The organism is Actinoplanes sp. NPDC049316 (genome assembly GCF_040677315.1).
In the GTDB taxonomy this organism is placed as follows: domain Bacteria; phylum Actinomycetota; class Actinomycetes; order Mycobacteriales; family Micromonosporaceae; genus Actinoplanes.
Window position 1 is genome coordinate 108335 of the sequence record NZ_JBFAQM010000011.1, and the last position, 21647, is coordinate 129981.

22 protein-coding genes are annotated in these 21647 nt (G+C 70.9%); 11 read left to right on the forward strand and 11 right to left on the reverse strand.

The annotated features are described in order from the left end of the window. Window positions 1-21: 21 nt before the first annotated feature. Entirely contained in the window at window positions 22-1212 is a 1191-nt protein-coding gene (locus tag AB0K03_RS18950) for a glycosyltransferase family 4 protein (RefSeq protein ID WP_364686388.1), read from the forward strand. Between the two features lie 31 nt (window positions 1213-1243). After that, complete coding sequence (locus tag AB0K03_RS18955; RefSeq protein ID WP_364686391.1) at window positions 1244-2752, forward strand: arylsulfotransferase family protein; 1509 nt, start codon at window positions 1244-1246, stop codon at window positions 2750-2752. A 67-nt stretch (window positions 2753-2819) separates the two neighbouring features. On the opposite strand, the gene AB0K03_RS18960 is transcribed toward AB0K03_RS18955, so the two are convergent. The 3 genes from AB0K03_RS18960 to AB0K03_RS18970 are packed head-to-tail and all read right to left on the reverse strand — an operon-like array spanning window position 2820 to window position 5450. Further along, the gene (locus AB0K03_RS18960; protein WP_364686394.1) at window positions 2820-3695 is read right to left on the reverse strand and encodes a CDP-alcohol phosphatidyltransferase family protein; all 876 of its coding nucleotides are present in this window, start codon (window positions 3693-3695) and stop codon (window positions 2820-2822) included. Continuing rightward, a complete protein-coding gene (locus AB0K03_RS18965; protein ID WP_364686397.1) occupies window positions 3670-4731 on the reverse strand; it encodes an iron-containing alcohol dehydrogenase family protein in 1062 nt (353 codons plus the stop codon). Before AB0K03_RS18965 ends, AB0K03_RS18960 begins: the two co-directional genes overlap by 26 nt. Next, on the reverse strand, window positions 4719-5450 hold the full coding sequence (locus tag AB0K03_RS18970; RefSeq protein WP_364686400.1) for a phosphocholine cytidylyltransferase family protein: 732 nt from the start codon (window positions 5448-5450) through the stop codon (window positions 4719-4721). The genes AB0K03_RS18965 and AB0K03_RS18970 overlap by 13 nt, the downstream gene beginning before the upstream one ends. Before the next feature lie 268 nt (window positions 5451-5718). Here AB0K03_RS18970 and AB0K03_RS18975 point away from each other — a divergent pair, with 268 nt between their 5' ends. The 3 genes from AB0K03_RS18975 to eccB all read left to right on the forward strand — a co-directional run bounded on the left by AB0K03_RS18975 (window position 5719) and on the right by eccB (window position 9856). Beyond that, complete coding sequence (locus AB0K03_RS18975) at window positions 5719-6813, forward strand: PLP-dependent aminotransferase family protein (protein ID WP_364686403.1); 1095 nt, start codon at window positions 5719-5721, stop codon at window positions 6811-6813. Window positions 6814-7197: 384 nt separating this feature from the next. After that, entirely contained in the window at window positions 7198-8340 is a 1143-nt protein-coding gene (corA, locus tag AB0K03_RS18980) for a magnesium/cobalt transporter CorA (protein ID WP_364686406.1), read from the forward strand. Window positions 8341-8404: 64 nt separating this feature from the next. Then, window positions 8405-9856 carry a type VII secretion protein EccB gene (gene eccB, locus AB0K03_RS18985; protein ID WP_364686409.1) on the forward strand — a complete coding sequence of 484 codons (1452 nt, stop codon included), beginning with the start codon at window positions 8405-8407 and terminating at the stop codon, window positions 9854-9856. Window positions 9857-9931: 75 nt separating this feature from the next. Here the strand turns inward: eccB and AB0K03_RS18990 are convergent, their stop codons facing one another. After that, the gene (locus AB0K03_RS18990) at window positions 9932-10678 is read right to left on the reverse strand and encodes a hypothetical protein (RefSeq protein ID WP_364686412.1); all 747 of its coding nucleotides are present in this window, start codon (window positions 10676-10678) and stop codon (window positions 9932-9934) included. A gap of 165 nt (window positions 10679-10843) precedes the next feature. Here AB0K03_RS18990 and AB0K03_RS18995 point away from each other — a divergent pair, with 165 nt between their 5' ends. Further along, window positions 10844-11374 carry a peptidylprolyl isomerase gene (locus AB0K03_RS18995; RefSeq protein WP_364686415.1) on the forward strand — a complete coding sequence of 177 codons (531 nt, stop codon included), beginning with the start codon at window positions 10844-10846 and terminating at the stop codon, window positions 11372-11374. 25 nt (window positions 11375-11399) lie between these two features. Further along, window positions 11400-12314 (forward strand): rhomboid family intramembrane serine protease, encoded by a 915-nt coding sequence (locus AB0K03_RS19000; protein WP_364686418.1) that lies wholly within the window; start codon window positions 11400-11402, stop codon window positions 12312-12314. Here the strand turns inward: AB0K03_RS19000 and AB0K03_RS19005 are convergent. Further along, window positions 12291-12659 carry a PH domain-containing protein gene (locus AB0K03_RS19005; protein WP_364686773.1) on the reverse strand — a complete coding sequence of 123 codons (369 nt, stop codon included), beginning with the start codon at window positions 12657-12659 and terminating at the stop codon, window positions 12291-12293. The two genes, AB0K03_RS19000 and AB0K03_RS19005, sit on opposite strands and share 24 nt — an antisense overlap. Window positions 12660-12765: 106 nt before the next feature. Here AB0K03_RS19005 and AB0K03_RS19010 point away from each other — a divergent pair, with 106 nt between their 5' ends. Further along, window positions 12766-13896 carry an acetyl-CoA C-acyltransferase gene (locus tag AB0K03_RS19010; protein WP_364686421.1) on the forward strand — a complete coding sequence of 377 codons (1131 nt, stop codon included), beginning with the start codon at window positions 12766-12768 and terminating at the stop codon, window positions 13894-13896. A gap of 58 nt (window positions 13897-13954) precedes the next feature. Beyond that, window positions 13955-14401, forward strand: a complete 447-nt coding sequence (locus tag AB0K03_RS19015) for a hypothetical protein (RefSeq protein ID WP_364686424.1) — start codon at window positions 13955-13957, stop codon at window positions 14399-14401. Between the two features lie 3 nt (window positions 14402-14404). On the opposite strand, the gene AB0K03_RS19020 is transcribed toward AB0K03_RS19015, so the two are convergent. Further along, window positions 14405-15277: a transketolase gene (locus AB0K03_RS19020; protein ID WP_364686427.1), complete on the reverse strand. Its 873-nt coding sequence runs from the start codon at window positions 15275-15277 to the stop codon at window positions 14405-14407. 2 nt (window positions 15278-15279) lie between these two features. Next, window positions 15280-15948 (reverse strand): thiamine pyrophosphate-dependent enzyme, encoded by a 669-nt coding sequence (locus AB0K03_RS19025; protein ID WP_364686430.1) that lies wholly within the window; start codon window positions 15946-15948, stop codon window positions 15280-15282. A gap of 48 nt (window positions 15949-15996) precedes the next feature. On the opposite strand from AB0K03_RS19025, the gene soxR reads away from it, so the two are divergent. Beyond that, window positions 15997-16437 carry a redox-sensitive transcriptional activator SoxR gene (soxR, locus tag AB0K03_RS19030; RefSeq protein WP_364686433.1) on the forward strand — a complete coding sequence of 147 codons (441 nt, stop codon included), beginning with the start codon at window positions 15997-15999 and terminating at the stop codon, window positions 16435-16437. A 50-nt stretch (window positions 16438-16487) separates the two neighbouring features. Here soxR and AB0K03_RS19035 read toward each other — a convergent pair whose 3' ends face one another. From AB0K03_RS19035 to AB0K03_RS19050, 4 genes are all read right to left on the reverse strand, one after another. After that, on the reverse strand, window positions 16488-17411 hold the full coding sequence (locus AB0K03_RS19035; RefSeq protein ID WP_364686436.1) for a peptidase inhibitor family I36 protein: 924 nt from the start codon (window positions 17409-17411) through the stop codon (window positions 16488-16490). Window positions 17412-17425: 14 nt separating this feature from the next. Next, the gene (locus tag AB0K03_RS19040) at window positions 17426-18208 is read right to left on the reverse strand and encodes a peptidase inhibitor family I36 protein (RefSeq protein WP_364686439.1); all 783 of its coding nucleotides are present in this window, start codon (window positions 18206-18208) and stop codon (window positions 17426-17428) included. Window positions 18209-18255: 47 nt separating this feature from the next. After that, window positions 18256-19119, reverse strand: coding sequence for a peptidoglycan-binding protein (locus AB0K03_RS19045; RefSeq protein ID WP_364686442.1), 864 nt, complete (start codon window positions 19117-19119; stop codon window positions 18256-18258). 143 nt (window positions 19120-19262) lie between these two features. Further along, the gene (locus AB0K03_RS19050) at window positions 19263-20132 is read right to left on the reverse strand and encodes an NBR1-Ig-like domain-containing protein (RefSeq protein ID WP_364686444.1); all 870 of its coding nucleotides are present in this window, start codon (window positions 20130-20132) and stop codon (window positions 19263-19265) included. Between the two features lie 560 nt (window positions 20133-20692). Here AB0K03_RS19050 and AB0K03_RS19055 point away from each other — a divergent pair. After that, a complete protein-coding gene (locus AB0K03_RS19055; protein ID WP_364686447.1) occupies window positions 20693-21103 on the forward strand; it encodes a response regulator in 411 nt (136 codons plus the stop codon). The last annotated feature ends 544 nt before the right edge of the window (window positions 21104-21647 follow it).

A 21647-nucleotide genomic window follows, 5' to 3' on the forward strand; every position in this document is an offset into this window, starting at 1 on the left:
CTCAATGTAGCGTTTGTCGCCGTGAAGGTCGTCGTTGCGCACAACCGGTACCGCGAGGCGATCCCCTCGGGGGAGAACGTCATCGTCGACACCGAGATCGCCCAGCTCACCGCGGCGGGCATCGAGGTGCTGCCGTTCCAGCGATCCTCCGACTCGATCGGCGACCTGCCGCTCGCCCAGAAGGCGCTGCTGCCCGTGTCACCGATCTGGGGGCGGGCGGCGCAACGGGACCTGGCCGAGTTGCTGTCCCGGGAGCGGCCGGATCTGCTGCATCTGCACAACCCGTACCCGCTGCTCTCGCCGGCGGTGATCCGCACCGCGCACGCCCACGGGGTTCCGGTCGTGCAGACCGTGCACAACTACCGGCAGGTCTGCTCGTCCGGGCTGTACTTCCGCGACGGGCACAATTGCCACGACTGCCGAGGAAAAGCCTTCGGCTGGCCCGCCGTGCAGCACAAGTGCTACCGCGGCTCCGCGGCGCAGAGCGCGTTGATGGCCACGACGCTGGCGGTGCACCGGCCGACGTGGAAATCCGTGGACCGCTACATCGCGCTCACCGGGCGCATCGCCGCGCACCTGCGCGACTACGGCATTCCGGACGACCGCATCGTCATCAAGCCCAACGGCCTACCGGACCCGGGTGAGCCGGCCCCGCTGGGCGACGGATTCCTGTACGCCGCCCGCCTGTCCCCGGAGAAGGGTCTGGCGCTCCTGCTCGACGCCTGGCGGCGGCATCCTGTCGGGGCGCTCGGGCACCTGCGCATCGCGGGCGACGGGGAACTGCGGCCGCTGGCGGAGCGGGCCGGCGCCGAGCGGGCCGACGTGACGTACCTGGGTCCCCTGGACCGGGCCGGCATGGAAGCCGCGCGGCGCGACGCCTCGGTGGTCGTGGCGGTGCCGACCTGGAACGACGTCCTGCCCACGGTGATCCTCGAGGCGATGGCGGCCGGACGGCCCGTGCTGGGCACCGACGTGGGCGGGATTCCGTACCTGCTGGGCCTCGACGAGCCGGTCGCACCGGCTGGCTGGGCCGTGCCGCCCGAGGCCGAAGCCCTCGCCGCCGCCCTCCCGGTCGCCCGGGCCGAGGCGGCGCGCTTCGCCGGCGCGGCCCGGGACCGGTATCTGCGGGCGTTCCACCCGGACGTGGTGACCCGGCAACTCATCGACATCTATACCGAACTCACAGAGAACTCCCACGCCACACCTAGGTAGACGATGGTCGAATTGGGGAATGCCCCCCGCCATGACCTCTCGTCGCACCGTTCTGCTGGGTATCGGCGGCGCCGCCGCCCTGACCGCGGCGGGCGGCGGTGTCGGCTACGCCATCGGGCGCACCGATGACGCCGAGCCCGCGGCCGCCCCCGCAGCCCAGGCAGGCCCGGCCAAATACCGCTCCCGGCCGGACCTGCGCACCCTGCCCGACGTGACCATCACGACCCCGGCGAACGCCACCGCGCCGGGCTACATCTACCTCACCCCCGCCTCCGGCGCCGGGCTGTGGGGGCCGCTCATGGTCGACGACAAGGGCTCGCCGGTCTGGTTCCGCAAGGTGCCCGACCCGGCGACCGTGGCCATCGACTTCAAGGCGCAGCAATACCGGAACAAGCCGGTGCTGACCTGGTGGGAGGGGACCATCGGCGGCACCGGCGGGCAGGGTGTCGGGCAGGGCGAGTTCGTCGTCGTCGACACCGCGTACCGGGAGATCACCCGGGTCCGGGCGTTCGGCACCGAACAGGCCGACCAGCACGACTTCGTGATCACGCCGGACGACACCGCGATCTTCTGGGTGTACGACCCGGTCCCGTACGACCTCTCGGCCGTCGGCGGCCCCAAGGACGGCGTCCTGCACGACGGTGTCATCCAGGAAGTGGACATCAGGACGGGCAAGCGGCTGTTCGAGTGGCGCGCCCGCGACCACGTCGGCCTCGACGAGTCGTACGCGCCGCTGCCGGTCGGGGAGTCGGCGCACCTGCCGTACGACTACTTCCACGCGAACTCGGTGGGGCTCGACGCCGACGGCGACATCATCATCTCCGCGCGGCACACGTGGGCCACGTACAAGATCAAACGCAGGACCGGCGAGGTCATGTGGCGCATCGGCGGCAAGAAGTCCGACTTCGCCGTCGAGGACCGCGCGAAGTTCAGCTGGCAGCACGACTTCCGGCGGCGCCGCGACGGCTCGTACAGCGTCTTCGACAACGCCGCCGGCATCACCAAGGACCGGGAGCAGTCGCGCGGCCTCATCTTCAAGGTCGACGAGCAGGCCCGCCGGGTCACGTTCGTGCAGGAGTTCCTGCACCCCGGCAAGCTGTCGGCGCCGACGCAGGGCAGCTTCCGCGAGCTCGCCGACGGCGGCTCGTTCATCGGCTGGGGGCAGATGCCCTACTTCACCGAGTACGCCCCGGACGGCACTGTGCGCCTCGACGGGCACCTGCCGCTCGACAACCAGTCGTACCGGGCGTACAAGGCGGAGTGGGCCGGGGTGCCGCTGGACCAGCCCGCCATCGGCCTGCACGTCGACGGCGGCAACGTGATCGTCAGCGCCAGCTGGAACGGCATGACGCGGGTGGTGAAGTGGCGGGCCCGCGGCGGCGGCCGGCCCGGCGCGCTGGACCAGGCGGTGGAGGCGCCGCGGACCGGCTTCGAGACCACCCTGACCCTGCCCGGTACGCCCGAGTACGTGGTCGCGGAGGCGCTGGACGCCTCCGGCGCGGTGCTGGGGACGTCCTCGGCCGTGCCGGTCCGCGTCTGAACCCGCGCCGCTCGGCCCGCCGGCCCGGGGCGGGCCGGCTCAGCGGCGCAGGCCCGGGCGGGCCGGCTCAGCCGCGCAGGGCCTGGCGGCCGGCGAACGCGATGCTGGCCGCCAGGAACGCGCCGTTGATCAGCGTGAACGCGCCGACCACCCAGATCGTCCACTGCGGCGCGACGGTCAGGACCACCCCGGCCAGGGCGATCACCGCGCCGTAGTCGCGGACCAGCTTGACCATGCGTACGGGCAGCGAGCGGCTGGTGACCATGCTGGCCGCCTGCGCGCCGCTCTGCATCACCGACGTCACCAGGTTGACCATCCACGTGCCGGCGAACGCCGCCAGCAGCCACGCCGGGGTGGCCGGCACCTGCGCCTCGGCCGTCGCGGACAGGGCCGCCACCAGCGCGATCTGCGCCGCCACGTCGCAGAGCACGTCGACCCGCGCGCCCGCCGGGCCGGCCTGGCCCGTGACCCGGGCCAGCTGCCCGTCCGAGCAGTCCAGGGCGTACGCGAACTGCCAACCGGCCAGCGCCAGCAGGCCGACCGGCCACGCCCACACCCGGCCGTCGGCGATCGGCTGGGCCGCCGCCACGACGACGAACGACACCAGGCAGCTCAGGCCGAGGTTGGCGACGGTGAGCACGGTCGGCGCGAGGCGGCGCTTGTGCGCGAACACCGCGATGTGCGCGCCGATGCGCTGGCTGACGGCCTCGCTGAAGAGCCCGCCGCCCCGGTTGACCGCGTAGTAGTCGGCCGCCGTGGGCGCCGTCCCCGCCACGGTGGTCGCGTTCGGGCTGACCGGACCGGTCCCGTTCGGGCCGCCCGGCCCGGTCGCGTTCGGAGGGCCGGAGCGTGCGGCTCCGGCCGGGCCGGAGCCCTGCGGGCCGGGCCGGCCGGAGCCGGGCGCGGAGCCGCGGGGGTCAGCAGCCGGCGACGGCATCGACATATTCGGCCAGCTTCCTGCGGATCTCGTCCGGTGTCATCGCGAGGTGCTCGAGGATCGTGTACCGGTCCGGCCGCGTCTTCGGCGCGAACTCCACGATCTGCACGAACTGCTCGGCGTCCAGGCCGACGTCGGCCGGCGTGCGCGGCAGCTGGTGCCGGGCGAGGCATTCCGACATCTGCTTGAAGCGCCGCTCGTCGCCGCGCAGGAACGTGCAGAACAGCGCGCCCATCCCGGCGAGTTCGCCGTGCGACGCCGTGCCGGGGAACAGCGAGTCGGTGGCATGCATGATCTCGTGGCAGCCGCCGCTGGACGGCCGGCTGCTGCCGCACACGGCCATGGCGAGCCCGCTGGAGATCAGGGCCTCGGCGAGCACCGTGACGAACGCGTCGTCGGTCATGTCGCCCGGCATCGTGAGCACGGCCTCCGCGCCCATCCGGGCGAGCGAGGCGGCGAGCCCGTCGACCGGCTCGCCGCGGACCTCGCGGGCCAGCTCCCAGTCGGCGAGCGCGCTGATGTTGCTGATCACGTCGCCGATGCCGGAGCGGTTGACGCGTTCCGGGCCGTTCTCGACGAAGTCCAGGTCGACGATGACGGCGATCGGGATGTGCACGCCGTACGAGCCCTTGATGCCGTCGTGGATGAGGCTGGCCACCGGGGACGCGACGCCGTCGTTGGCCAGGCTCGTGGCCACCGAGACCATCGGCAGCGCGTACCGGGTGGCGGCGTACTTGGCCGTGTCGACCGTCTTGCCGCCGCCGATCGCCACCACCGCGTCGTACGCCCGTGACCGCAGCTTGTCGCCCAGCTCGATGGCGGCGTCGAGGGTGCCGCCCGAGGTCATGTAGACGTCGGCCGACCGCAGCGACGGGCGGATCAGCTCGGCGATCTTCTCACCCTGGCCGGGGCCGACGACCACCGCGACGTCGCCGCCGGAGGAGATCCGCCCGTCGGCCAGGATGCTTCCCAGGTCCGCGACCGCGCCCCGCCGCACGTCGATGTGCAGGGGCGTCTGGACGCTGCGGGCTAGTAACGGCATGCGATGTCCCGCGCCTTGGCCAGGTCCTCGTGGTTGTCGACCTCGACCCACGGGATGTCGCCGATGGTGGCCGCGCGGATCTCGCCGCCGCGGTTCGCGTACTCCTGGTAGCCGTCCTCGTAGTAGAGGTTGGGGTCGCGCTCCCAGGTGGTCTTGAGCGCGTCGGCCAGCTCGGCGGCGGCGGACGCCTCGATCACGGTGGCGCCGATGTACTCGCCGAAGGCGTCGGCCGGGTCCATGAGCTTCGTGATCTTCGTCAGCCGGCCATCTTCCGAGAAGATCGTCTTCATCTCCTCGTCAGCCAGCTTCTTCACATTGTCGACGGCGAGAAGGATGCCCGGTCCCCGATTCGCGAGGAGGTTCTGCTCGACGCTCACGGGGTGCACGGTGTCACCGTTGACGAGCAGCGCGCCCTCGGCGAAGCGGTCCCGCGCCAGCCACAGCGAGTACGCGTTGTTCCACTCCTCGGCCTTGTCGTTGTGCACGAGGGTGATCTTCACGCCGTACTTGTCCTCGAAAGCGTCCTTGCGCTCCTCGACCGCGCCGGCGCAGTAGCCGACGACGACGGTCACGTCGGTGAGCCCGGCGGCCGCGAGGTTGCGCAGGGAGATGTCCATGATCGTGGTCTCCCCGTCCACGGGGACGAGCGCCTTCGGCAGCGTGTCCGTGTACGGACGCAGCCTGCGTCCGGCGCCGGCGGCGAGTACCAGACCGATCATGGGGTGGTTCCTTCCGAGTCGAGGGGGTGCCAGCCGAGGATAGCGGTGCGTTCACATACCGGGCGTGGAGCCGGACAGGACGGCACGCGCCGGAGCCCGGATGTCCGTTAAGTCCCGATGGCGGACCGTCCGGTAAAGCTTGCGCTCAGCCGCGCCGCCGCGGGGAGAAAATGCGGCCGTCGTCGTGCGGGACAGGAGCACCGGCGAGCCGCAAGGGCCGTCGGGTGCACGGAAAAATGATATAGAGCCTGCTCGTAAGCTTGTGGGCATGACCGCTGAGCAGCTGATCTCATTCGCAAGAGGCGCCCCGTCCCTGGACATCGTCGACGTGGAGGGCCTGAAGGCCGCCGCCGCTCGGGCCTTCGACGCCGATCCGGCCGGTGTGACCGCCTACGGCACGTCCGTGGGGTACATCCCGCTGCGCAAGTGGATCGCCGAGAAGCACGGGGTCGCCCCGGAGCAGGTCATCGTGACCAACGGTTCGCTGCAGGCGGACGCGTTCCTCTTCAACCACCTGGTCCAGGCCGGCGACGACGTGGTCGTCGAGAAGCCCACCTACGACCGCACGCTGCTGAGCCTGCAGAACCTCGGCGGCAAGGTGCACCAGGTCACGATCCAGCCGGACGGCATCGACGTGGAGGAGCTGCGCGGGCTGCTCGAGTCGGGGCTGCGCCCGAAGATCGCCCACATCATCCCGAACTACCAGAACCCGGCCGGTGTCACGCTGTCGCTGGAGAAGCGCCGGGTCCTGCTCGGCCTGGCGGCCCAGTACGGCTTCACCATCTTCGAGGACGACCCGTACGCCGACATCCGCTTCCGCGGCGAGGCGCTGCCCTCGATGCTGTCGATGGACGAGAACAACTCGGTCGTGCACGCGTCCAGCTTCACCAAGACCGTGTGCCCGGGCGTCCGCGTCGGTTACCTGGTCGGACCGGCGGCGCTCATCGACGCGATCGCCAAGAAGGCCACCAACCTGTACATCTCGCCCGGCATGGTGTCCGAGGCGATCGTGCATCAGTTCTGCGTGTCCGGCGACATCGACCGCTCCATCCAGACGGTCAGCGCGGCGCTCTCCGAGCGGGCCCGGGTCCTGGCGGAGTCGATCCGTACGCACATCCCCGGCGCCACCTTCACCGAGCCGGACGGCGGCTACTTCCTGTGGGTTGATCTGCCCGAGGACGTCGACGTGGACAAGCTGTTCCCGGTCGCCATGAAGAAGGGCGTGGCCATCGTCAAGGGCAGCGACTTCCTGCTCGACGGCGGCAAGCACTCGGTGCGGCTGGCGTACTCGGCGGTGACCGTCGACCAGATCGACGAGGGTGTCCGGCGGCTGGCCGAGGCGATCGCCGAAACCCGCGCCTGAAACCTGCCCGACTGTCGGATTCCCGACAGTTACGGCCTCGCGCCGGTTCTGGGTTTCCCCCGGAACCGGCGCACGGCCCACAATGCTTGCTGCGTCAAACTGCATGACCATGCGGTGCGACGCGTCGACACCCACCCCCGCCCCCCGGCGCCGGGCGGGCCGCTCGCACCCTTCACCCCCCGAAATGCGGCCGGTCCGTCCGGCGCCACCTTGCCGCCGCGGCGACGATGTGGTGCCGCGCCCCGCCGCGGGCGGCGTGCGTGAACGGCATGTTCACGCGGCGCGGGGCATGTGGCGCGTAAGGACTGGGCAACCTCGCGGGCGTAACCTCGTGCGGGCCCGCCACCGCGGTCCGGGCCACGATCACCCCTGGGGGAGGCAGTCATGAGCGACAGCAGCGTGCGCCGCAGCAGGTCCACCGGCGTGAACCGGTCATTGTCGCGAGCGTGGACGGCCCCCGTACGGGCGATGAACCGCTTCCTGGGCACCGCCGACGGCCAGGAATCCGGTGCGGGCAAGGAGTTCCACGGCAGCGCCGTCGTCAACTGCGGCGTGTACGTGGAGGGCAAGCGCGAGCCGGGTGACTTCACCCCGGACGAGGCGCTGCGCGAGGCGTGCAGCCGCGACAACGCATTCGTCTGGCTGGGCCTGCACGAGCCCACCCAGGCGGAGATGGCCGCCGTCGCGACCACGTACGGCCTGCACGAGCTGGCCGTGGAGGACGCCGTCAAGGCCGAGCAGCGGCCCAAGCTGGAGCAGTTCGGGGCCGTGCAGTTCCTCGTGCTGCGTACCGCCCGCTACGTGCCGCACGGCGAGCTCACCGAGAACTCGCAGATCGTCGAGACCGGCCAGATGATGCTGTTCGTCGGCGAGCGCTTCGTCATCACCGTCCGGCACGGCGACGCCACGAAGCTCGCTCCGGTACGGGCCGACATGGAGGGCCGGACGGATCTGCTCGCCCAGGGCCCGTGGGCGGTGGCGTACGCGGTGACCGACCGGGTGGTGGACGCGTACATCGCGGTCGCCGACCAGGTGGAGGCCGACCTCGACATCATCGAGGAGGGCGCGTTCTCCCGGGACCGGGGAGCCCCGGTGCAGGCGATCTACCAGATGAAGCGGGAGATCGTCGAGTTCCGCCGGGCCGTGGTGCCGCTGCAGCGCCCGCTCGCCACGATCACCGCGTCGCAGAGCCGGATCGTGCCCAAGGAGATCCGCCGCTACTTCCGCGACGTGCAGGACCACCTCACGCGGACGGTCGAGCAGGTTTCCTCGTACGACGATCTTTTGAACTCGATCCTGCAGGCGCGCCTGGCGCAGGTGACCGTCGACCAGAACAACGACATGCGCAAGATCGCCGCCTGGGCCGGCATGTCCGCGGTCTGGACCGCCATCGCCGGCGTGTACGGGATGAACTTCGAGTTCATGCCCGAGACCAAGTGGCAGTACGGCTATCCCGCCGTCCTGACGATCATGGTCGTGATCTCCGTGCTGCTCTACCGGGCTTTCCGCCGCAACGGCTGGCTCTGACCCGCCCCCCGTCGCCGGCCGCCGACCTCTAAAGTGAGGCCGTCGCACCGGGGAGGGAAGTCGCGTGCCGTCTCGGCAGGATCAGCTGCACTCGTACCAGTACTCGCAGCAGCGGGTGGTGGCCGCGCTGGTCACGCACGACCCCGACCCGCACCGCTCGCCGCTGCGGCGCGCCGGCACGACCGTGCTGATCAGCATCGTGGTGGCCGCGCTGGCGGTCGGCGGCGCCGCGGTCTACGGCCTGATCAAGGGCCGCAGCAGCGTCGACCCGCGCAACGAGGCCGTGGTGTTCCTCGAGAAGGGCACCGGCGCGCGGTACGTCTACCTCAAGTCGGACGACAAGATGCACCCGGTGCTCAACTACGCCTCGGGTCTGCTCGCCGCCAACGCGCCGGCGCCGGAGCTCAGGAACGCCTCGCGGGAGAGCCTGGCCAAGGTGCCGCTCGGGGACCCGCTCGGCATCCCGGGCGCGCCCGACTCGCTGCCGCCGGCCAAGGGCGGCCTGGTCGAGAACGTGTGGACGGTCTGCTCGCAGGTGGCCGACAGCGAGGCCCCGCAGAGCGTGCTGGCCGTCGGCACGCCGGTGTCGGGCGGCACGCCGCTGCCCGTGCCGCGGGCCGACACCCCCGCGAGCGAGCTCCGCGGCCTGCTGGTCAGCGACACCGCCGACCGCACCTTCCTGGTCTACAACAACAAGCGCTTCCTGATCCCCGCGTCCCGGCTGCAGCAGACCCGGGTGTGGTTCCGGTGGTCCCAGGCGGCGCTCTCGGTCTCGTCCGCGTGGGTGAACGCGGTGCCGATCGGCCCGGACCTCAAGCCGCCGGCCATCCCGGACTTCGGCGACCCGTCGGCGGAGATCAACGACTTCGAGGTCGGTCAGGTGCTGCGCATCCACAGCGACGGCAACACCGCCGCTCAGTGGGGCGTGGTGCTCAGCGACGGCGTCGCCGACCTGACCGACGTGCAGGCCGCCCTCATGCAGGCCGACCCCGAGGCGTACGGCGTCAAGGACATGGACCTCACCCTGTACGGCAACCTGCCCCGCTCGAAGACCCAGCTGGTCAGCGCCGCGAACGCCGCCGGTCTGCCACCCGCCGTACCCGTGCTGCTCAACGGCCCGGACAGCGTCTGCCTCAGCTATGACGGCTCGGCGCCCGGCGGTGGCGTCAGCATCCGCATCGGCCCGTCCGTGCCGGCGGGGACCGCGGTCGCGGGCGAGCCGGCGGCCTCCGGCGACGACCAGGCCGACCGCGTGTACGTGCCCCGCGGCAAAGGTGCCCTCGTGGTCTCGATGGCCTCTCCGACCGCACCCGCCGGCGCCGGCACGGTCAGCGTCGTCACCGACACCGGCCGCAGCTTTCCGCTGGCCGACCGGGACGTGATGGCGAAGCTGGGATACGGCGGTGTCCAGCCGCAGCAGATCCCCGGCCAGCTGGTCGATCTGCTGCCGGTGGGGCCGGCATTGGATCCCGCCCGGGCCCGCCAGTCCGAGCCTGGGGTCGAGCAGAACCCGTAACCTGCGGTTGCAGAACGGCGGACGGACGCCCCGGGATGGGACCGTCCGCCCGCCGTGTGGTTCTGCAACCGGGGGTCAGCTCTTGTTCTTGCCGTTGGCCATCCGCGCCACCTCGGGGCTGTGCAGCACCGAGTCGGTCTGGTCGCCGCTGGGCATGAGGTCCGGGTCGGCGTCGGCCGCGAGCGACGGGTCGGACGCGACCGTGCCGGCGGCCGGGCTCTTCGCGCCGGCCGGCGTCACGTAACCGGACGGGCCGGAAAGGTCCGCCGGCTGGAACGCGGCATCCTGCGACCCGGCCGGCACGGTGGTGCTCACCGGGCCGCTGGGGTCGTACTCGTCCCACTGCTCGTTGCTGCGCTTGCGCAACACGTACGCACCCGCAGCGCCGATGGCGGCACCGGCCAGGGCGAGCTTCACGAGCTTGCCGCCCGTGCTGCCCTGCTTGCGGCCGATCGCCTTGTTCGCCCGCTTCTCGAGCTTCTTGGCGTTCTTCTTGTTGGCCTTGGCGGCTTCCTTGTTGGCCTGCACGGCCTTCTTGTTCGCCTTCTGAGCCTTCTTGCCCGTCTTCTTCACGTTCTCGCTCGCGGCCGCGACCAGCGGGCCGAGCGTCGCCACGGCCGTACCCCAGCCGTCGGTCGCCGCACCCTTGGCCTTGGCAGCCGCCGGCTGCACCCGGTCGCGAGCTGCGGAGAACTTGGGCCCCACGGTTGCGCTGGTCTCCTGTGCGGCGAGTGAGGCCGCGCGCTTGAAGTGATCAACGCTCTGGCTGAGCTCGTTCTTCATCTTCGCGTTGCGGTTCTTCCGTCGCATGGTTGCGAACACCAGTGCCCACCTCCTGTGGTCTCGTCCCGAGTTCAATGCTGCCTCCTCGGGGTACCCCCGCGGAGGCGGTTCAGACACATGGGGGAGGATCCGAACCGTAAAGAACTGTCCAGCGCCGGTCGGCGACCCGCTGACCGGCGACCGCGACACCCGTTAGGAGTACCCGTGGCTGAGACGCTCTACGCCACCCTGCACACCAACCACGGTCCGATCCGGCTCCAGCTCTTCCCGGACCACGCGCCGGCCACCGTGCGCAACTTCGTGGAGCTCGCGGAGGGAACGAAGGACTACGTCGACCCCCGGACCGGCCAGAAGGGCAGCGGCCCGTACTACGACGGGACCATCTCGCACCGGGTCATCGCCAATTTCATGATCCAGATGGGTGACCCGACCGGCACCGGTCGCGGCGGGCCCGGCTTCCAGTTCGCCGACGAGTTCCACCCGGAGCTGCAGTTCGACCGGCCGTACCTGCTCGCGATGGCGAACGCCGGCCCGGGCACGAACGGCTCGCAGTTCTTCATCACGGTCAGCGCGACCCCGCACCTCAACCGGCGGCACACCATCTTCGGCCAGGTCGCCGACGAGCAGTCGGCCAAGGTCGTGGACTCCATCGCCACCACGCCGACCGGCCCGGGCGACCGCCCGCGCGAGGACGTCGTCATCGAGCGCGTGGAGATCGAGCGGGTCGCCGGTTAATCACCCGTCCCGGTACCTTTGAACCATGAGTGAGTCTCCGGTGACGGCTCCCGTCTGCTACCGACACCCGTCCAAGGAGACCTATGTCCGGTGCACCCGCTGCGAGCGGTACATCTGCCCGGACTGCATGAACGAGGCCTCGGTAGGCCATCAGTGCCCGGAGTGCGTGGCTCAGGGGCGACGCACACAGCGGCCGGCTCGCACCGCCTTCGGCGGCAGCGCGGCCGGCCGCGCCGGGACGGCCACCAAGACCCTCATCGGCATCAACGTCCTGGTCATGCTCGTCTCGATCCTGTCCGGCGGCTCCACCGCCGTGGCCGGCGGCGGCTGGGGCGGCCTGCTGGGCAGCGGCACCCCGCTCACCGAGTGGGGCGCGGTGCTCGGCCGCGCCGTGTACGGCCCGGTCGGCGCGGCGACCCTGCACGGCATCGCCGGCAACGGCGAGTGGTATCGCCTGGTCACGGCGATGTTCCTGCACTACGGCGTGCTGCATCTGCTGATGAACATGTACGCCCTGTGGATCCTCGGTCGCGAGCTCGAACGCGTCCTGGGCCCGCTGCGGTACGTGAGCCTCTACGTGCTCGCGGGCCTCGGCGGCAACGTGGCGGCGTACGTCTTCTCGGCGCCCAACCAGATGACGGCGGGCGCCTCCACCGCGGTCTTCGGCCTGATGGCGGCGATGTTCGTGCTGCTGCGCCGGCTCAACCTCAGCGTCGCGCCGATCCTCCCGGTGATCGTCATCAACGTCGTGTTCACCTTCGCGGTGACCGGCATCTCGGTCGCGGGCCACCTCGGCGGCCTGGTCACCGGCTTCATCGCGGCGGCGATCCTCGCGTACGCTCCGGCCCGGATCCGCAACGTCGTGCAGGGCGTGGGCCTGGCGGCCGTGTTCGTGGTGCTGCTGGTGCTAGCGGTGCTACGGACGATCTCCCTGAGCTAGGGCGGCGGCGCGCAGGTCGTTCAGGGCCTGCGCGACTTCCTGCGGGTCGGTGCCGAGCTCGTGCCCGCTGAACAGGTGCAGGCTCTCGCCGGCGTCGATCTCCAGGAGTTCGCTGCGCAGGCCGCGGCGGGTGCGGCTGTCGACGCGTACCCGTTCGATCCGCGACCAGGGCAGGCGCCGGCGGGCCGCGAAGCCGCTGACCACCGTCACGCCGTCGGCGTCCGCGGTCAGCCGGACCGGGCGGATCAGATCGCGGGCCGCCCAGCTCGTCAGGCCGGCCGCCGCCACGAGGGCCAGTGCCCAGCGCACCGGGTCGCCGTCGCCGAACGCCGCGGCGAGCACCATGAGCGCGACCGCGCCGAGGATTTTCGTCACCGGCAGCGCGGGTTTCACCCGCCACTCGAGATTCGGCATGGGCACCACTATGGCAGCCCGGCGTACCGTCGGCAGTATGCGTGATGCGGTGATCGTGGGAGCGGTGCGGACCCCGGTGGGACGGCGTAACGGCGGGCTCTCCGGCGTACACCCGGTTGATCTGTCGGCCGAGGTGCTCCGGGCCCTGAGCGAACGCTCGAAGCTCGACCCGGCAGACGTCGAGGATGTCTTCTGGGGTTGCGTGTCGCAGGTGGGCGAGCAGTCGTGGAACATCGGGCGCAACGCGGTCCTGGCCGCGGGCTGGCCGGAGTCGGTGCCCGCCACCACGATGGACCGGCAGTGCGGTTCCAGCCAGCAGGCCCTGCACTTCGCCGCGGCGACCGTGCTCTGCGGCCAGGCCGACCTCGTGGTGGCCGGCGGCGTCGAATCGATGAGCCGGGTGCCGATGGGGTCCAGCGCCGCCGGGCAGGACCCGTACGGCGAGGCGATCCGGGAGCGCTACGGCACGACCGGGTTCAACCAGGGCGTCGGCGCCGAGATGATCGCGGCGCGCTGGGGCTTCTCCCGGGGACAGCTCGACGAGTACGCCCTGGCCAGCCACGCGGCCGCGGCGAAGGCGCAGGACGCCGGCGAGTTCGACGCCGAGATCTCGCCGGTCGGTGAGGCGGCCCGTGACGAGGGCATCCGGCGCGACACCACGCTGGAGAAGCTCGGCGGGCTCAAGACGCCGTTCAAGGAGGACGGCGTCGTCACGGCCGGCTCGGCGTCGCAGATCTCCGACGGCGCGGCCGCGCTGGCCGTCACGACCTCACGCTGGGCGGCCGCGCACGGCCTGACGCCGCTCGCGCGGATTCACACCGCGGTCGTCGCGGCCGACGATCCGGTCATCATGCTGACCGCGCCGATCCCGGCCACCGAGAAGGCGCTCGCGAAGTCGGGGCTCACCCTCGACGACATCGGGGTGTACGAGGTGAACGAGGCGTTCGCGCCCGTACCGCTGGCGTGGCTCGCCGAGACGGGCGCGGACCCGTCCCGGCTCAACCCGCGCGGCGGCGCGATCGCCCTCGGACACCCGCTCGGCGCGTCCGGTGCCCGGATCATGACGACGATGCTGCACCACATGCGGCAGACCGGCGTGCGGTACGGCCTGCAGACCATGTGCGAGGGCGGGGGAATGGCCAACGCCACGATCGTCGAGATCCTGTAATTCGATATTCATCGTGGCATGGCCGCGCCTTCCCCCGGACGTCGCCGTTAAACGCCACATGGACGTGTTCTCCCGTACGTTCCTTCCCGCCGCCGCCGAAGCCGGTGTGGCCATCGCGACCGTGAGCCGGCACATGCCGATCTTCCGGCGCTGCGTGGAGCCCGACGACTCCACGGTCCTGGTGACCCGGTGCGTCAACCCGGACCGGCCGATGTCCGGCGAGTACCTGATGTTGCTGACGTACCGCCGGCTGGTCATCACGCAGGAGACCCGGCTGTTGCACCGGCTGCGGCTGCACCTGAACGCCAACCTCCGCCACCTCAGCGAGGTCACCTGGAACACCGACCTGCGGCTCGCCGCCGTGGACGTCGCCGCGACCGCCGTGGACGGCGTCCGCGAACGCTTCCGCGTGCGCGTCGGCGAACCCGATCGGGTCTGGCACTTCGACGCCCGATTCAAGCAGGTCTTCCGTGAGCGCCGCTCCGGCCTGCAGATCGCGGCGTAAGCCTCAGCGCAGGAACCCGGTGATCGATCGGCGCAGGCCGGTCGCGTCGAGACCGTGCCACCGGGCGTGGTCCGCCGGCGTTCCGTACCGCCGCTCCTCGGCCCGGCTCACGCCGAGATGCAGAGCGCGATGGGGTACGTCGGCCAGCGCCGCGGCGATGATCCGGCTGGACGTCCCCGCGAGGTAGGGCTCCACCATCACCACCTCGGCCGGTCGCAGGGCGCGCAGCCCGTCGGTGTCGAACGGCCGCGGCGTGTGCGTGTACGCGACGGTGACGTCCAGGTCGCGGGTCGCCTCCAGCGCGGCGTCGAGCAGCGGGCCGACCACGACCACCACCGCCCTCGTACGCCCGCGCTTGATGACCTTGAGGTCGTCGCCCGGGTGGGCACGGCTGTTCTGCTGCGAGGACAGGCGTACGTACACCCGGTCGTCGTGGTGCGCGGCCGCCCGCAGCAGGCCCGGCACCTCGTCGGGATGCCCGGGGACGTGCACGGTCCAGCCGTCCAGCGTGTCGAGCAGCGCCACGTCTCCGGGTGACTGGTGGGTGTAGCCCTCGGCCGACGCGTCGTACGAGGCGCCGATGCTGACCAGCACCGCCCCGGCGTCCTGGTGACCGAGGTCCAGCTTGATCTGCTCGTATGCGCGGTCGACGACGAAGGGCGCGTACGAGTGCACGTACGGCCGCATCCCGGTGAGCGCTAGCCCGCCCGCCACGCCGGTCATCAGCTGTTCCCGGATCCCCACGTTGATCACCCGGTCGGGGTGCCGCCGCATCGCCGGCCCGAAGGCGTCGGAGGAGATGTCGGCGAGTACGACGGCGGTCCGCGGGTCCTCCTCCAGCAGCGCGGTGGTGGTGGCGACGAACGTCTCTCGCATGATCAGCTTCCCTTCGGCTCGACGACGGCGATGACGACGTGCGGGCGGTCGCGGCGCGGCAGCAGGGCGGCCTCCAGCGCGGCGTGGTCGCGACCGTCCACGACGGACACCCCCCAGCCGACGAAGCGGCTCGCGATCCCGCCCGGCCAGCCGTGCGTGGCGGACTGGTTGTCGACGACGATCGTGGTCAGCGGCAGCCCGACGGCCGCCGCGTACGCGATCGCCTCGTGGTTCGAGCCCTCGTCCAGCTCGGCGTCGCCCACGAGCACGAAGGTCCGCGCCTCGTCATACCCCTGGGCGCGCAGGCCGAGCGCGGTCCCGACCGCGAGGCCGAGTCCGTGCCCGAGCGACCCGGTGCCGATCTCCACCCCGGGGATCAGCACCCGGTCGGGGTGGTGCCCGAGCCGGCTGCGCGGCCCGGCGAGGTCGTCCAGCCACTCGACGGGGAAGAAGCCCTTGGCGGCGAGGACGGCGTAGTAGGCGGCCGGCCCGTGCCCCTTGGAGAGCAGGAAACGATCCCGGTCCGGCTCGTCGACGGTCTCCGGCGACACGCGTAACACGCGGTCGTAGAGGACCCACAGGACATCGAGCGTCGAGTACGCGCTCGGCGAGTGCTTCTCGTCCCCGGTGATGCGGGTCAACAACTCTGGTTCCACGGCGGTCACGGTCATACGCTCACGGTGCAACTTGAAGTTCACTTCAACTCAAGGGATGCGGGTGTGGAGCTCCTCACGATCGGCGACATGGCGGCCCGCAGCGGTGTCGCCCCGTCGGCCCTGCGCTTCTACGAGCGCGAGGGGCTGATCCGCTCGACCCGTACGGGCGGCAACCAGCGCCGCTACGAACGGCACGAGCTGCGCCGGGTGGCGTTCATCCGGATCGCCCAGCAGGTCGGGATGTCGCTGGAGGAGATCCGCGAGGCGCTGGCGGCGCTACCGGAGAACCGGACCCCGACCAAGGCCGACTGGGCGCGGTTGTCGGCCCGGTGGCGGCGCAAGCTCGAGGACCGGATCGCGATGATGGAACGGCTGCGGGACCAGCTGACCGGGTGTATCGGGTGCGGGTGCCTGTCGCTGCAGCGGTGCAACCTCATCAACCCGAAGGACCGGTTGGCGGAACGCGGGCAGGGCGCCCAGATGATCGTCAATCCGCCGGCCTGACGACGCGCGCACCGCCCGCCGCGGGCTGCGGCGGGCGGCACGTGGTCCGCTCAGGAAAGAGCGACGTCGTCGTAGTAGTGGCGCAGGATCGTCTGGTAGCTCTTGCCGGCGTTCGCCAGGTCGCGGGAGCCGTACTGCGACAGCCAGTCCCCGTCGACCCAGCCGCCGCACGCCGTCGTGGTCGAGCAGTAGTGCGCCTGCAGGATGTTGCCGCTGCGGGTCATCCGCGCCGACCACGTCCGGTCCACCGCGGAGGACGTCGACGACTGCGCCGACGACGGCCGGTAGACCTGGTCGGCGGTGTCGTCACGGACGTCGTAGCACTGGCCGCCGGAGGTCTTGCGGGTCGAGTGCAGCGCCCAGTACCAGCCGTAGCTCTTCACGGCCATGGCGCCGGCCTCCAGCGAGGCGTCCGGCCAGCTCGTCACCCACTCGTTCGGCAGGACGTTCTTGACGTACGTCTTGAAGTCCACCCGGTCGACCCGTCCGAGACCGGTCCGGTAGACCAGGATCGTGCTCGGCAGCTTGGTGTTGGTGCCGTCGGTGCTGCAGCCCGACGGTCCGCCGGAGCTCACCAGCTCGTGCGAGGCGTTGTTGTTCTTCAGTGTGGCGTTGAGGTTGCCCTTGGCGCCGGAGGCGAAGTCCTGGCTGGCTCCGCCGAAGTTGCTGTTGAAGTAGACGCGTACGGTCTTGCCGGTGCGGTTCCAGACGGAGGCGGCGTTGTTCTTGACGCAGACGCCCTTGCCGGCGCCGTCGCCCTTGAACTCGTAGCAGGACGGCTGGGTCGCGCCGTAGTCGTCCAGGGAGTCGGTGAAGTCGGAGACCGAGCCGGCCTGGTTGCTGTTGTAGTAGTAGCAGAACTCGCCGCTGTCGCAGTCGCCGTCACGGTCTGCGGCGGATGCCGCGCCCGGCGCCACCGTCACGCCGACCAGCGCCGCCACGAGGACGGCCAGCACGGCCGGAACCCTTCTCATGCTGATCATCGCGGTCACCAGCTGCTCGGGACGTACGCCCAGCCCAGGTAGTCGTCGCGCTGCCGGAACGTGTTGGTCTGGTAGACGGTCGGCCCGGTGCTGATCGCGCTGTTGCCGCCGATCGAGAGCATGACGTGCCCGGCCGAGGTGGTCGAGGTGAAGAACACGGCCGTACCGGCGGGCGGCACCGAGCCGGTGTGGATGCGGCCGTTGTCCTTCTGCCACTGGTAGTGCGTACGGGCCGTGGCGAACCGGCCGCTCGTGCCGAACGCCCGCTCGACGAACAGCTCGCACTCGTTGTTCCAGTCGGTGTGGCCCAGCCGCGCCTTCGCGAACGCGACCGCCTCGGAAGCGCGCGGGTCGGCGGGGTACGTGCCGCCGGCCGAGCCGCCGATGTCGTGCGAGGCGTTGTTGTTCTTCAGTGTGGCGTTGAGGTTGCCCTTGGCGCCGGAGGCGAAGTCCTGGCTGGCTCCGCCGAAGTTGCTGTTGAAGTAGACGCGTACGGTCTTGCCGGTGCGGTTCCAGACGGAGGCGGCGTTGTTCTTGACGCAGACGCCCTTGCCGGCGCCGTCGCCCTTGAACTCGTAGCAGGACGGCTGCGTCGTGCCGTAGTCCTCGATCGATTCGGTGAAGTCCGAGACCGAGCCGGCCTGGTTGCTGTTGTAGTAGTAGCAGAACTCGCCGCTGTCGCAGTCCCCGTCACGGGCCGCGGCCGAGGCCGGCGAGGCGAAGCTCAGGACGGACGTGCCCATGGCGAGCGCGGCGCCGACGACGGCGAGACTCTTCCGGATGTTCATGGTTCCCCTCGTGAACAGTGAGTGATGGTCGGTCGGTCGGGTGCGGGTCACTGCCCGCGCTGGTACTGCTCCCAGGTCTTGATCGGGATCCGGGGACCGTCGTCCGGACCGCGGTCGGCCAGGCCGTTCATGCCGAGGTAGTAGTCGCCCACCTGGTGCTGCGCCTGGCTGGACAGGTCCGTGTCGTTGATCGCCGCGGCGTGGATGTGCCACGGCCAGTCACCCTGGCTGGGGTCACGCAGCCAGGCGGCGAAACCGACCTGCCGCAGCGCGCGCACGGCGGCGGTGCGCTTGGCCGAGGTCATGCCGGCGACGGAGATGTCCACCACGCCGCCGCCGTCGTGCGTGCCGGCCGACGTCGGGTCGCCACCCGGGTTGTACGAGCCCTGCTCGAGCACGAGCGTCGTGCCGATCAGTCGCTGGGCCTCCGCGAGCATCGCTTGCGTACGGGCGTCCACGACGTACCCGTCACGCTGCACCTTCGCGCCCGGGCCGATGGTGTTGCCGACGGTGTACCGGTTCTGCCCGAGCTTCGTCAGCGACGTCGTGCCGGGCAGCCCGTTCGCGGCCAGACCGGTGTAGCCCAGCGAACGCTGGTACGCCGCGTACGCCGAGATCGTCTCCGTGCCGAAGTAGCCGTCGACCCACTGCGCGTTGAGCAGGTTCCGGTCCTGCAGCGCCTGCTCGACGGCGAGGACGGAGCTCTTCGCCCCCGGGGTCAGGGTGTGGTCGGCGCGGCGAGGGTCGATCTGGGCGGCCAGGACGGTGGCCTCCATGTCGACCACGGGCCGCGCGGCCGTGGTGAAAGCTCGCTCTGCGGGTGGGCCGGATGTCGAGGCCCACGCATGGGCCGGGACGCCGAGGGCCACGCAGAGCGCGGCGAACCCGACGGCTGACCAGGGACGGCGCATCGCCGATCCTCCTCGTAGGTGGTGAGTCGCGTTTGCTGAACGGACATCACCCTGCGAGGAGGGGCCTCGTGTTCGGTACCCGGTCGTACTGTCAGATCCGTCAGGCGGCCGCTGACCTGCGCGGACGCGGTGTTGTCAGATGGTCAGGCGGTGACGGTGACCATGAAGTACACCGGCCGGCGGCTCGGGAAGAACGCCTGCCCGTGCTCGTCGACCATCTTCCAGCTGACCCAGCACTTCCCCGGCCGCTTCGGCGCGGTCACCGGCACGCTGATCATCACCTGCTCGCCGGGCGGCGTGTCGCCGATCGCGACCCGGTCCGGCACGCGGCACCCCTCTTCGTCACCGGTGGGGTTCATCCGCTCGAGGAAGCGGTTGTGCCACGCCACGGTCCCGACGTTCGCCAGCGCCCACACCTTCACGAAGTGGGAGTCGACCTTCACGCGCGTACCGTCCGGGATTGTGACGTCGGCGACGAACTTGCTCGCGTCCCCGGGAATCATCGAATCGGAGAACGCCGGCGAGGACGGCGGCACCGACGCCGCGCCGGCGGAGCCGTCGGCGTCCGACCGGCCGCGCAGAGCGAAGCCCAGGGCGGCGGCCATGGTGACCACCACCGCGACGGCCGCAGCGGCGAGCCACGGCAGCCGGTGGCGTCGCGGGCCCGCGACCTCGTCCTCCGGCGGGTCCTCGGCCGGTTGTTCCTTCGCAGCCGGCGCCTTCGTCACCTTCAGGTCGTTCTCGCCGGGCTGAGCGTCTTCCCACCGCCGCCGCCACTCGGTCTCGTCGGCGTCGCAGGCCCGGACGAACTCCCGGGTGGTCTCCCAGGAGGGGAACCTCGTCCCGGCGGCGGCCTCGTGCAGCGTGGTGTGGGAGATCCGGCCGGACAAACCGGCCATCCTCCGGAAGGATGGATTGCCTACGGCGGTCCGCAACGTACGGAGTTGTTCGGCGAACCTCTCGGCGGCCATACCGTCCTGAATGGACCCGGCAGCAGCACGCTGGTCTTCCATCCGTCCCCCATGTCAGAAGCCGTCGTCAAACGGTGCCAGAGCGTGTAAGAGGGTACCGAACGGGCGTCGGCAGGCATCGATGCGTTGGCCTCAGGGTGACCGAGATCCCGCACCGCCCGTGGACGGGGCGCCGTGCGGATCGCCGCGCCGCCGGGCCGACGCAAATTGCGGGTTTACGTTGTGTTTTCAGGGGAAGTCACGCCGCCTCCCGACGAGAGGGAGAAACGTCAGAGGGATGCGGCCCTGCTTGCAGTGCGGCGCCATAAGCGCTCGCGCCGTTCGCGCGCCGGCCGCTCAGATCCCGTGAGGGGACACCATGACACAAAGCGGGGCGGGGACGTGAGCTGTGATGACCGTGTGTTCCACGACGCCGACGCGGTGCTCGCGGCGGTGCTGGAGGCGTACATCGCATCGAGATGACTCAGACTCGGACGGACTCCCCCGCCGGGCCGATCTTCCACGCCTTCGCCCATGACATCACCGCCACGCATCGCGCGGGCCGACGTTCACGATTCAACTACCGGTCAAACCCCCACAAGCGAGCTGAAGGGGGCCGTGAGATGGTGATCATGCTCATCGCCGACGAATCGACGGAGGTGCGCCAGGCCCTGACCCGTGTCCTCACCCGGGTGGGCCACCACATCGTGACCACCGGCGATCACTTCGCCGCCCTGCAACTGGTCCGCAGCACCCGGCCCGGCCTCGTGATCCTCGACGCCTGCTCCCCGGCCCTGCGAAGCGTCGACTTGTGCCGGGCGATCCGAGGCGACCCCGGCAGCGCCACCGCGGCCATCATCCTCACCTCGGCGTGCGCCGTGCCCAGCGAGATCGAAGCCGGCCTCGCCGCGGGCGCCGACGAATTCCTGTTCAAGCCCTTCCGCACCGACGACGTGCTGAGCCACGCCCACGCCCTGCTCAGCCGACCGCGGCCCGCACCAGCCGATCCACAAGGTGCCTGGCCGCGCGGCTGACAATCCTGACATCCCGCGGTCGATGGGGCACTTGGGCTCTGTCGCCACTCGCCTCGCCCAGGTCACTCTCGGCCTGGACGACCGGTCCAGCTGAAGCGAGGCGGTTGGCGATGACTCGGCTGACTGAGAGCGGGCGGAGCGCCTGGCACAAGGCCCGCGGATGGCTCCATTGGTTGCGTCACGGGCAGGAGGAAATGGAACGGTTGTACCCCGACCCGAACACCGTTTCGCCGGAGGAGCGCATCGCACGGGCCGGCGCGACCCTCGGCAGCGGTTCGGTCCATCCGCCTTCAAGGGGCTTCTGAAGGGGATTTCGCCGGTGTCTTGACGACCTGGGTTCACCGGCCCGTCCGGCCGGGAGCACCCCTGAACCCGCGAATGCGGCTTCAGGGGTTTCCGATGTCGTGAGCTGACACTCGCCGCGCGACGGCCCACCTCCGATCGCCCCACCCTGGACGCCGGCGCAGGCCGCCGACGGCAGCGTGTGTGAGGCCGAGGTGGCCGAACTGACCGGCCTGCTCACCTTGGCGAAATGGCCGGAAGG